12 protein-coding genes are annotated in these 10,370 nt (G+C 60.8%); 6 read left to right on the top strand and 6 right to left on the bottom strand.

Going from position 1 to position 10,370, the window contains the following annotated elements:
* Positions 1-18 precede the first annotated feature (18 nt).
* Positions 19-402: a molybdenum cofactor biosynthesis protein MoaE gene (locus tag U1A53_RS05940; protein ID WP_322279612.1), complete on the top strand. Its 384-nt coding sequence runs from the start codon at positions 19-21 to the stop codon at positions 400-402.
* 1 nt (position 403) lies between these two features.
* Here the strand turns inward: U1A53_RS05940 and U1A53_RS05935 are convergent, their stop codons facing one another.
* Positions 404-715 carry a hypothetical protein gene (locus tag U1A53_RS05935; RefSeq protein WP_322279611.1) on the bottom strand — a complete coding sequence of 104 codons (312 nt, stop codon included), beginning with the start codon at positions 713-715 and terminating at the stop codon, positions 404-406.
* On the bottom strand, positions 705-932 hold the full coding sequence (locus U1A53_RS05930; protein WP_322279610.1) for an addiction module protein: 228 nt from the start codon (positions 930-932) through the stop codon (positions 705-707). Before U1A53_RS05930 ends, U1A53_RS05935 begins: the two co-directional genes overlap by 11 nt.
* Before the next feature lie 99 nt (positions 933-1,031).
* Here U1A53_RS05930 and U1A53_RS05925 point away from each other — a divergent pair, with 99 nt between their 5' ends.
* Positions 1,032-2,672, top strand: coding sequence for a fumarate hydratase (locus U1A53_RS05925; RefSeq protein WP_322279609.1), 1,641 nt, complete (start codon positions 1,032-1,034; stop codon positions 2,670-2,672).
* Positions 2,673-2,681: 9 nt separating this feature from the next.
* Here the strand turns inward: U1A53_RS05925 and U1A53_RS05920 are convergent, their stop codons facing one another.
* Positions 2,682-3,236 (bottom strand): hypothetical protein, encoded by a 555-nt coding sequence (locus U1A53_RS05920; RefSeq protein ID WP_322279608.1) that lies wholly within the window; start codon positions 3,234-3,236, stop codon positions 2,682-2,684.
* A 605-nt stretch (positions 3,237-3,841) separates the two neighbouring features.
* On the opposite strand from U1A53_RS05920, the gene tnpA reads away from it, so the two are divergent.
* From tnpA to U1A53_RS05905, 3 genes are all read left to right on the top strand, one after another.
* Positions 3,842-4,288 carry an IS200/IS605 family transposase gene (gene tnpA / locus U1A53_RS05915; protein WP_322279607.1) on the top strand — a complete coding sequence of 149 codons (447 nt, stop codon included), beginning with the start codon at positions 3,842-3,844 and terminating at the stop codon, positions 4,286-4,288.
* A gap of 195 nt (positions 4,289-4,483) precedes the next feature.
* The gene (locus U1A53_RS05910; RefSeq protein ID WP_322279605.1) at positions 4,484-5,485 is read left to right on the top strand and encodes a hypothetical protein; all 1,002 of its coding nucleotides are present in this window, start codon (positions 4,484-4,486) and stop codon (positions 5,483-5,485) included.
* A gap of 6 nt (positions 5,486-5,491) precedes the next feature.
* Positions 5,492-6,253, top strand: a complete 762-nt coding sequence (locus tag U1A53_RS05905; RefSeq protein WP_322279603.1) for a ThuA domain-containing protein — start codon at positions 5,492-5,494, stop codon at positions 6,251-6,253.
* Between the two features lie 98 nt (positions 6,254-6,351).
* Here the strand turns inward: U1A53_RS05905 and U1A53_RS05900 are convergent, their stop codons facing one another.
* Positions 6,352-7,923, bottom strand: a complete 1,572-nt coding sequence (locus tag U1A53_RS05900; RefSeq protein ID WP_322279602.1) for a long-chain-fatty-acid--CoA ligase — start codon at positions 7,921-7,923, stop codon at positions 6,352-6,354.
* Between the two features lie 123 nt (positions 7,924-8,046).
* On the opposite strand from U1A53_RS05900, the gene U1A53_RS05895 reads away from it, so the two are divergent.
* Positions 8,047-8,232: a hypothetical protein gene (locus U1A53_RS05895; protein WP_322279600.1), complete on the top strand. Its 186-nt coding sequence runs from the start codon at positions 8,047-8,049 to the stop codon at positions 8,230-8,232.
* Between the two features lie 93 nt (positions 8,233-8,325).
* On the opposite strand, the gene U1A53_RS05890 is transcribed toward U1A53_RS05895, so the two are convergent.
* Positions 8,326-8,826, bottom strand: a complete 501-nt coding sequence (locus tag U1A53_RS05890) for a 3D domain-containing protein (RefSeq protein ID WP_322279599.1) — start codon at positions 8,824-8,826, stop codon at positions 8,326-8,328.
* Positions 8,827-8,992: 166 nt separating this feature from the next.
* Positions 8,993-10,339: an SBBP repeat-containing protein gene (locus tag U1A53_RS05885; protein ID WP_322279598.1), complete on the bottom strand. Its 1,347-nt coding sequence runs from the start codon at positions 10,337-10,339 to the stop codon at positions 8,993-8,995.
* Positions 10,340-10,370: the final 31 nt, after the last annotated feature.

The following is a 10,370-nucleotide window of genomic DNA, read 5'->3' as shown; positions in this document are numbered from 1 at the left end:
GCTGTTTATCCTGATCTCATGACGCCTGTCTTCATCCTGAACGAAGAACCCATCCAGCCCGCCACAACGGTCTTCAAGTCCGGCGAGGGCGCGGAAGCGCAGTTCCTCGGCGTCGTGCGTGGCATGGAGGATGGGAAAGTCATCTCTGGCATCGACTACAGTGCCTATCTGCCCATGGCGGAAAAAATGCTGCGCGAACTCGTCGAGCGTGGCGAGCGCGAGCACGGGCCACATCGCGTCTTCATCCAGCATCGCCTTGGCTTTGTAGCCGCAGAGCAGCCAAGCATCCTCATCAAGGTGCGTACCAAGCACAGCGCGGAATCCTTCGACCTCTGCCGCTGGTATTTGAAGGAGATCAAAACCTGCGTGCCGATCTGGAAACGGGCGATGTTTGTGGAGTAAATCACAGGCTGCCCAGCCTTCGCCTTATCACATCTGAACTCTGTCGCATGTCGAGCAAGGCATGAATCAGAATGCCACGCGGCTCCTCAACATAGAACACGCCGAATCGAAACTTCGGTCCAACCAACAGCCGACGGATGTGAAGTGTGCCGCGCACTCGTGGCCCGAGAGCAGGATTTTCATTCAACAGGCTCAATGCATGATCCAGCGGCTGCCGCAAGACCTTGATGGCGAGATCGTGATCTCCCACCTGCTCGTAAAGCTGTAGCAGATCCGCTGTCGCCCCTGCGGTCCAGACAAGCTCACGCGCCACGACCTGAGAAGACTCGGGATTTCACTTCTTCCCAGGTCGAAACTGACTGTGGGTTCGCCGCATGAGCAGCAAGACGTTGCTCCAACAGTTCTAGAACGGTATCATCCACGGTGACTTCACCATCTTCGACATCAGCGGAGTTCCAAAGCTCCTCGGCCAGTTGCCGCTTGTCGCGGGAACTGAGCTGCCGGACGGCGGGCAACGTTTCCAGAATCATGGCTGGAGTTTATCCTCCGCGCTCCATTGCCGCAACGCTCAAAATGAGCTTTCCCTCGTTGCCCAGCATTGTATCGCTTTCAAACTGACCTCCCCAGCCATGCCCACGCCCCCCTTTCACTACCAGGAACTCCTCGAACTCGGCACCGACGACACCGAATACCGCCAGTTGACCAAAGAACACGTCCGCGTCGAAAAGATCGGCGATAAGGAGATGCTCTTCGTCGATCCCGAAGCGCTCACGCTGCTGGCGAACCAGGCCTTCCACGACATCAATTTCTTCCTGCGCCCGAAGCACCTCAAACAGGTCGCCGCGATCCTTGATGACCCCGAGGCCAGCGAAAACGACCGCATGGTGGCGCTCACGATGCTGAAAAACGCCGACGTGGCCTCCGCAGGCCTGCTGCCGTTCTGCCAGGACACCGGCACCGCCATCATCATGGGCAAAAAGGGCCAGCAGGTCTGGACCGGTGGCGGTGACGAGGCCGCGCTCTCGAAGGGCGTCTATCTCGCCTACACGGAGAACAATCTGCGCTACTCGCAAAACGCGGCGCTCGACATGTTCACGGAGAAGAACACGGGCACGAATCTCCCCGCGCAGCTCGACCTCTACGCCACCGATGGCGATGCGTACAAGTTCCTCTTCATCGCCAAAGGTGGCGGTTCGGCCAACAAGGCTTACTTGTATCAAGAGACCCGTGCTGTGCTGAATCCGAAGGGCATCGTGAAGTTCTTGAGCGAAAAAATGGTGTCGCTCGGCACCGCCGCGTGCCCGCCGTATCACCTGACTTTCGTCATCGGCGGCACCTCGGCTGAATCAACGATGAAACACGTCAAACTCGCCTCCACAAAATATTACGACGGCCTCCCAACGACCGGCAACGAGCACGGTCGCGCCTTCCGCGATGTCGAACTCGAAGCGCAAATGCTCCAAGCCGCCCGCGAGTGCGGCATCGGAGCCCAGTTCGGCGGAAAATACTTCGCGCTCGATGTGCGCGTCATCCGCCTGCCACGTCATGGTGCCTCGTTGCCCATCGGCATCGGCGTTTCCTGCTCCGCCGACCGTCAGGCCAAGGGCAAGATCACGCGTGACGGAGTCTTCATCGAGAAACTCGAAACCAACCCGCTGCAATACATTCCTGAGGAGCTGCGCCACCGCAAAGACACCAACGCCGTGCGCATCGATACGAACCGCCCCATGGCCGAGATCCGCGCCGAGCTGAGCAAGTATCCCACTACCACGCGCCTCCTCATCAACGGCCCCATCATCGTCGCCCGCGACATCGCGCACGCGAAGCTCAAGGAGATGCTCGATGCCGGCAAGCCGCTGCCCGATTACTTCAAGAACCACCCCGTCTATTACGCCGGCCCCGCCAAAACGCCCGCCGGCATGCCCAGCGGCAGCTTCGGCCCCACCACGGCAGGCCGCATGGACAGCTACGTCGATCTCTTCCAAAGCCACGGCGGCAGCATGATCATGATCGCCAAGGGAAATCGCGGCCAGCAGGTCACCGACGCCTGCAAGAAGCACGGCGGCTTCTACCTCGGCAGCATCGGTGGCCCTGCGGCCATCCTCGCCAAAGAGAACATCAAGAAGGTCGAAGTCGTCGAGTTCGCCGAACTCGGCATGGAGGCGATCTGGAAGATCGAAGTCGAAGATTTCCCGGCGTTCATCCTCATCGACGACAAGGGGAATGACTTCTTCCAGACCGTCGGGCCGGGGTGCTCGGTGAAGCACTGAAGCAGGCACTTATAGACGCGGCTTGAAGAGAATCTGGCGCACCCCCATGCCTGAGTCATAGCTGCCTTGCCATACATCTTCGCCGCGCAGGAAATCTGAAGCTTCGAAACACAAAGCGAATCGTTCCTGCACGTCCGATTCGGATTCACTGTCACTGGCAGCCATAGTGACGCCTGTGAACTCTGTTTCAGCAGTCAGGTTGAAAGGTGACGCGCTCTGTGCTGAATCGTCGATCAACGTTTCGCAAACACCGCTCCACTCCACTCGAAAACAGGTGCCTCCAACTCTGTGGAAACTCAGACGCCCTTCAATGATGCTGCCGTGTTGCCAAAGATAGAATCCACCCTTTGGCTTGCCGCTCTCGTCCGTAGGTTCGTTCCATTCACAGGCAAAGTCCGCAAGCTGTCGCCAGCTCCGAAGCGTCAACGGCAGCGAATGGTGATAGACGTGCGGCTCATACTGGTCTTCCCCAATCACGCCCTGCTCAAAAAACAATTCCAGAGACCATTTCGGTGTCAGTGGGTGATCTGGCGCAAATTCTCGAACCCAGTATGGATCATTCATCCATGCGCTAATGGTTGCCTTGCGAAGAGCGAAGCTTGTTCCGTACACAGTAAGCTGGCCTGATGCACTCATTGATAAACAGTTTTGTCCGAATGAGCAATTGAGGCAATCGCCAACTCAAATACCCCGAGCCGGAGGCTCGAAAGAGATTAGCCGGTGGTGGAGATGGCGAAGCCATCGGGAACCACCGGACCCGAAAAACCCACCCCAGGCGATTTGCCCCGCGCTCCGGCAGGAGCGCGAGAAACGGGCGGTGGTCTAACATGTATTTCATCTCGTGGGATTCCCGAACGCTTCTCGCGCCCATCCAGGGCGCGATCTGGATGTGCGGGGTGTTGTGGGCACGAGGTCCGGTGGTTCTCGCTGCACCGCTTCGCGGTTTTGCTTCACCACCGGCTAACATCTTGCGAGCCTCAGGCTCGCGGAACGGGATTGGCGCTGGACGAAGCCATGATGACCACCCCGGTCTCGGTTCTCATGCCGGAGGCATGAGAGAGATTAGCCGGTGGTGAAGGAGCGCAGCGACCGAGAACCACCGGACCGGTCGAACCACCCACCCCGATTTTCTGCGTTGCGCTCCGGCAGGAGCGCGAGAAGCGTTCTCCATGGCCTCGACGCACCTCTCGTTGCACTACCATCTCGTGTTCAGTACGAAAAATCGGGAACAATGGCTCTCACCGACGCACCGCCAACGCGTTCACGAATACATCGGCGGCACGATTCGGAACATGAACGGGATCGCGCATGCGGTGGGCGGAACGGGCGATCATGTGCATGTCGCGGCGGGTTTGCGGGCGACGCATTGTCTGGCGGATGTGATGCGTGAGATTAAAAGCGAATCGTCCCGCTGGATTCACGAGGAACTGCGGCTGGCCGGGTTCGCGTGGCAGGAGGGCTATGGAGCGTTCACGTTTGCAGCGCGGGATTTGGAATCGGTGAGGGCGTATGTGTTGGACCAGGAGGAGCACCATCGCGTTAAGACGTTTCAAGAGGAGTATGTGGCGATGTTGAAGCGGGGAATGGTCGAGTATGACGAGCGGTATTTGTGGTGAGAGGAGAGCGGTGGGTATTTGAGGGCTTCTCGCGCCCTTCCAGGGCGCAGCGGATGAAAACGTGGGGTGTTTGCCCGTGGATCCGGTGGTTTCACCACCGGCTAATTTCTTGCGGGCCTCCGGCTCGCATTCAACGCCGTGTGCAATGCTGGTAGCGACGGTGGCGTTGTGTCTCGTAGCCAATATATCGCTAATATGAACCGATTAGTCATCTTGATGCTGCTTGGCGGCCTGTTTGGGCCGCTGGTGGTCGCGGATGAACCGAAACCAATCGTGGCAAAGTTTGTCACGACTTGGGGTAAGGAAGGCGAAACGCCCGGTGACTTCCACATCCCCATCGGGATCGCGATCAATGCGGCGGATGAGGTTTTTGTGACGGATCACTACAACAACCGGGTGCAGAAGTTTGATGCGGGAGGGAAGCTGCTCGCGCATTTCGCGGTGCTGCCGAATCCGGGCGGGATTGCGGTCGATGGCGGCAAACTCTACATCGGGCACTTTCCGGTGGCGCGGTTGTCGAAGGACAAGACGCCGGACCGCATGAGCGTGTATTCGGAGCAGGGCGAGTTCATCCGCGAATGGGGCATGAGCGGCAAAGACGACGGGCAGTTCGACATGGTGGGCGGCATCGCGATCAGTAAAGAAGGCGAGGTGTTCGTGGCGGACCAGACGAACCGGCGTGTGCAGGTGTTTGATCGTGAGGGCAAATTCCTGCGCAAGTGGGGCGAGTATGGCGTGCAGCCGGGGCAGTTCGGCGGGAACACGAATCCGAAATCACGCGTGGGTGGGCCGCAGTTTGTCGCCATCGACAGCGCGGGCGATGTGTTTACCACGGAGGCCAGTGTGGGACGCGTGCAGAAGTTTTCACCGGATGGCAAGCCGCTGCTGGCCTGGGGCACGCTGGAGGACAAGCCCGGTGCTTTTGGCGGCAAGTTCACCGCGTTCAAAGCGAATCTCATCGGCCCCATCGGCATCTGTTTCGATCATGAAGATCGCTTGTGGATCACAGCGGTGAGTGGTCGTGTGCAATGCTTCACACGCGATGGCCAGTTTCTTGGCGGACTCAGCGAGACACAGGGCACCGAGCCCGGCCAGTTCTCCGCGCCACACGGTGTCGCGATCAACAGCCGTGGCGAGTTGTTCATCGTCGATACTTACAACCATCGCGTGCAGAAGTTTGAAATCGTGAAGAAATAGTCCGCCATGCCCAGCTCTCCCATCCGCGTCACCATCTGGAACGAATTTGTTCACGAACGTCAGAACCCTGCCGTCGCCGCCATTTATCCCAAGGGCATTCATGCAGCACTGGCGGAAGCATTGGGTGTCCATGCGGACTTTGTCATCCGCACAGCGACGCTCGATGAGCCGGAGCAGGGTGTGTCACAGGCGGTTCTCGATGAAACGGACGTGCTACTGTGGTGGGGACATGCGGCGCATGATGCGGTGCTGGATGAAACGGTGACGCGGGTGCAGCAGCGGGTGCTGGCGGGCATGGGATTGATCGTTTTGCACTCCGGGCACTGGTCGAAGGTCTTCAAGCGGCTCATGGGATCGAGCTGCGCACTGTGCTGGCGCGAAGCGGGCGAGCGGGAGCGGGTGTGGGTGGTGCATCCGGGGCATCCCATCGCTGCGGGCATCGGCGACTGCATCGAGATCGAGCAATCGGAGATGTATGGCGAGCCGTTTGGCATCCCGACGCCAGACGAGCTGATCTTTGTGTCGTGGTTTCAAGGCGGCGAAGTCTTCCGCAGCGGTGCCACCTGGACGCGCGGCAGCGGGCGCATCTTTTACTTTAGTCCGGGGCATGAGGTTTATCCGATCTACCACATGCCGGACGTGCAGCGGGTGATCGCGAATGGCATCCGTTGGGCTCGGCCGCAAGGCGTGGCGGCGAATACGCCGCGCAAGGTGCCGGTGGAGCAGGCGCGGGAGAAGATCGCGGTGCGCGGTGGCACGGTGCATTGAGACGGAGCGCGAGTTTCGTAACTCGCCTGGCTTTCCTGCGCTTCACGCGTCACGACAAAAGTGGCAAGTAGGCTTCGCCATACTCGCGCTCCTCCGGCTCACTGCTTCGTGATGTTCGCCCGCCCGCCGCGCAGGACATACTTCTGAATCTTCCCGGTCGCTGTCTTCGGCAATTCGGCGAGGAACTCGAAGCCATGCGGCACTTTGAAGTGCGCGAGGTGATCACGGCAGAACAAGCGGAGTGCTTCGGGTGTGGTGTCGGCGCCGGGTTTGAGGACGATGAAGGCCTGCGGGGTTTCGCCCCACTTTTCGTGCGGCAGGCCGACGACGGCGGATTCCTGCACGGCGGGATGGCGCAACAGCACGCCCTCAACCTCGACAGAAGAGATGTTTTCGCCGCCGCTGATGATGATGTCCTTCCAGCGGTCGCGGATTTCGATGTAACCGTCGGGATGCACGACGGCGGCATCGCCGCTGTAGAACCAGCCATTGCGAATGGCCTTCGCGGTGGCGGCGGGGTCGTTGTAGTAGCCTTTCATCACGGCGTTGCCGCGAATGATGATCTCGCCCATCGCGGTACCGTCTTGGGCGACTTCTTTGCCTTCATCATCGACGACGCGGACTTCGGCGTTGCCGAGGTATTCGACGCCCTGGCGGGCTTTGATGATGGCGCGCGCCTGCGGCGTGAGTTGCGCATGTTCGGGGCGCGATTCGCTGATGGTGACGATCGGCGAGACCTCGGTGAGGCCGTAAATGTGGGCGATTTCCCAGCCGAGTTCGCCTTCGACGCGCTCGATGGTAGCTGCGGCGGGCGGTGCGCCAGCGGTGAAGACGCGGACGCCGCGCGGGGCGTTTTTGCGAATTTCTTCCGATGCACTGGCGATGCCGATGAGCACCGTGGGAGCAGCGCAGAGCAGCGTGACGCCTTCACGCATGATGGCTTCGAAGATCAGGCGTGGATCGGCCTTCGGGATGCAGACGTGGCGACCACCGACGGCAGTGATGGTCCAGACGAAGCACCAGCCATTCGCGTGAAACATGGGCAGCACCCACAGGTAACGGTCCGCCGCCGTGATGCGTGTGTGCATAAGATGGCCCATGATGTTCAGGGCGGTGTTGCGATGCGTGACCATGACGCCTTTCGGATTCGCCGTGGTGCCGCTGGTGTAATTGAGAGCGATCATCTCCGTCTCGACGACCTCGGCAGGCGTGAAATCGGGCGCGGAAGCGGCGAGCGTGGACTCGTAGTCGATCCAGCCGGGTTTGGAGCCGCTGAAGGCAATGAAGTGCTCCACGCCGGGCACTTGATCACGGATGGAATCGACGGCGTCGAGGTAATCGGCATGCACGCAGACGACGCGGGATCCGCTGTGGTTCAGGATGTAGGCGAAGTCGGCGGCGGTGAGACGAAAATTGATCGGGACAATCACCGCGCCGATCTGCGGCACAGCATAGAACGCCTCCAGATGCGCGTGGGTGTTCGGTGAGATCGTGGCGATGCGTTCGCCGGGCTGCACACCGAGCTTTTGCAGCGCGGCGGACCAGCGGTCGCAGCGCTCGAAGAACTCGCGGTAGGTGAAGCGGCGGTCGCCATCCACCACGGCCTCCCGGTCGGGGTAAAGTCGGCGGGCGCGGCGGGCGAAGTCGAGGGGTGAGAGCGGCGTTTCCATGGAATTCCGCCGATCATAGAAAGGCCTGGTCAGGCATGGCGAGCGAAAACATGCGCGGAGTTTTCTATGCCGCCGTGATTCTTGCCGCGACTTTGCCGCCAGATGGCGTTATGGAATGTCCACATGACCGACATTGACCTTGAAACACTCGCCGTTCGCATCCGCCAGTCACTGGGCTGCAGCAAGGATCTGGCCGCAGACTACGCGAAGGGCATCAGCAACCCGCCCGAGATCATCCATGGGAAGATCCTGGTGCGTGATGCCGAAGGCCGCATCGTTGCCCGCGTGCCGGACAGCGTGCTGGCTTAGGCCGGGCTCTCTTCGCAGCCCCAAACAAACAAGCCACGAAACCGACGAGGCGGCTCCGTGGCTGAACCTGGATTCAGGTTTTGGGGGGAAGGATCAGGCCGGGCGCGCTTCGATGCTGGCCACCATCTTGCGCACGTGGGAGGCCGCTTTGACCCGCGGTTTCAGGATGGCGAGGCTTTTGGCAAACGAGCCCCATTTGATGACCTGGATGGTCACGCGGCGCGTGCCCCACTTGTTCATGGCGCTGAAACTCGGCTTGTAGAGGTCGATGGTCTTGGTGCCAACGAGGGCGGAACCGTAGTCATCCACGACATAGAGAGAGGGATCGCCCTGGATCTGGAACACGGTGCCCACGGGGTAGATGGACCAGTCGGCGGCGGCGCTGCGGATCTGGCCGTGCTTGAGGAGCGTGCCCACGGCGGTGCGGGCTCCGTACTCGATGTGATCGCTTTCGTCGTGGGTGTAGGCGGTGGTTCTGACGCCTGCAATGACCTGGCCTGGAGTGCCAGCTGGGGTTGTGGTTGAGCTTTTAACTTCTTCCGCGAAAGCGGAGGCGCACAAGGCAGCGAGGCACAGGAGGGTGGTTCGGATCAAAACGTAGTTGGGTTGTTTGGGTCGCGCTCTGCCGGGGTGGTTGGCCCTGGCGGAGGGGCGCGCATGGTCCCGAGGTTGACGGACCTGTCAACGCGGGTTTTCCCGGCCCAAACCGCCCTCAAACCTCATTTTTGCGGCCTCCAGAACCGAATTCAGCGCCATGCAGTCACTTTAGGCGGAGAATCGCCCCGTAGGCCTCCGCGCCGCCGGGCGAGGTCATGGTCTGGCCGCCGAATGACGCAGGTGCGACACAAGCCCCCGAAATAATTAGCTTCCCGGAGGGGTGCCAGGCCATGGTGTAAGCGTTGTCGCCCTTGATTCCGCCGCTGGGGACGAGCCATTCGAGGCTGCCTTTCTCGTCAAACGCGGCGGTGTAGATGTCCGTGGCTCCTTGGGATGTGAGCGTCTGTCCGGCGAAGGTGGCCGTCTGGGAAAACTCGCCGGTGACGAAGCAGCGGCCCGTGTTGTCGGTGGCGACACCGAGGCAGTAATCGGTGGCCGGGCCTTGAATGACGTGGTTCCAGACGAGTTTGCCCTCGGGGCTGAAGTGCGCCAGGACGCCGTCGCTGTCTTTGTCGCCGGTGGTCTTCGGGCCGTTGTTGAGCACGCCTTTGAACATGCCTGCACCCCAGGTGCGCCCGGCGTTATCGACGGTGATCTCGTGGAAGCCCGCGCTCGGCACGCCGGGCAAGGTGGCAGCCCAGACGCCTTCGCCTTCGGACGTGAGCTTCAAAACGACGCCCGCCTGGCCTTTGGCGACTTCGAGAACCACGGAACCGATGCTCCCAGTTCCGCCGCCGCTGCCACCTATATAAATAGCGTCTTTGCCATCGACCCCGAGGCCATGACCGCTGCCGGAGAATTTGCCGCCGGTGGTCTTCACCCACTTCAGCGTGCCTGCGGCATCGTATTTGGCGCAGAAGATCGGTCGCGTGGTGCTGCCCGCGTTCACGGTGACGTCGCCAAATTTCGCCTCGCCCGCCACCGCGCCGGTGACGACGATGTCGCCCTTGGAATCGACTACGATGCCGTGACCGTAGTCATAGCCCTTGCCGCCAGCGGTTTTGATCCACAGCAGCGTGCCAGCGGGATCGTATTTGGCCACGAAGATGTCGTAATCGCCCGCGTTCGACAGCGCCTGGCCATTCGCCTGCGCATCGGTGCTTTGGTAATGGCCAGTGACGTAGGCATTGCCCGCCGCATCCGTCGCCACGCCGTAACCGCGATCCACCAGACTGCCGCCAAGGCTGCGCACCCAGAGGAAGCGGCCCTCTTTGGACACCTTCGCGACGAAGAAATCTGACCCGCCGAGTCCGGTGCGCTTCACATCGCCAAACGTGCCGTCATCGGTCGTTTCACCGGCGAGGAAGACGTTTCCTTCGCGATCAAAGGTCACGGCGCGCGTCTTGTCGCTCTTCGCTCCGCCGCCAGCGGCGACCCATTCAAACGTCGGGGTGGCGGCTTGAAGTGACGTGGCAAACAGGGCGAGGCAAAGCGTGCGGAGGGAAATCATGGCCCGCAGCATACGGGCGCGTGAGGGAAGG

The sequence above is a fragment of the Prosthecobacter sp. genome (assembly GCF_034366625.1).
Lineage (GTDB): Bacteria > Verrucomicrobiota > Verrucomicrobiia > Verrucomicrobiales > Verrucomicrobiaceae > Prosthecobacter.
Note: the sequence above shows the minus strand (reverse complement) of the source record. Positions and strands in the feature narration are given on the sequence as shown.

Coding starts and splice junctions, on each gene's coding strand:
- U1A53_RS05940 (WP_322279612.1), top strand. CDS start 19: ATGACGCCTGTCTTCATCCTGAACGAAGAACCCATCCAGCCCGCCACA.
- U1A53_RS05930 (WP_322279610.1), bottom strand. CDS start 932: ATGATTCTGGAAACGTTGCCCGCCGTCCGGCAGCTCAGTTCCCGCGAC.
- U1A53_RS05925 (WP_322279609.1), top strand. CDS start 1,032: ATGCCCACGCCCCCCTTTCACTACCAGGAACTCCTCGAACTCGGCACC.
- U1A53_RS05920 (WP_322279608.1), bottom strand. CDS start 3,236: ATGAATGATCCATACTGGGTTCGAGAATTTGCGCCAGATCACCCACTG.
- tnpA (WP_322279607.1), top strand. CDS start 3,842: ATGGCCTCGACGCACCTCTCGTTGCACTACCATCTCGTGTTCAGTACG.
- U1A53_RS05910 (WP_322279605.1), top strand. CDS start 4,484: ATGAACCGATTAGTCATCTTGATGCTGCTTGGCGGCCTGTTTGGGCCG.
- U1A53_RS05905 (WP_322279603.1), top strand. CDS start 5,492: ATGCCCAGCTCTCCCATCCGCGTCACCATCTGGAACGAATTTGTTCAC.
- U1A53_RS05900 (WP_322279602.1), bottom strand. CDS start 7,923: ATGGAAACGCCGCTCTCACCCCTCGACTTCGCCCGCCGCGCCCGCCGA.
- U1A53_RS05895 (WP_322279600.1), top strand. CDS start 8,047: ATGACCGACATTGACCTTGAAACACTCGCCGTTCGCATCCGCCAGTCA.
- U1A53_RS05885 (WP_322279598.1), bottom strand. CDS start 10,339: ATGATTTCCCTCCGCACGCTTTGCCTCGCCCTGTTTGCCACGTCACTT.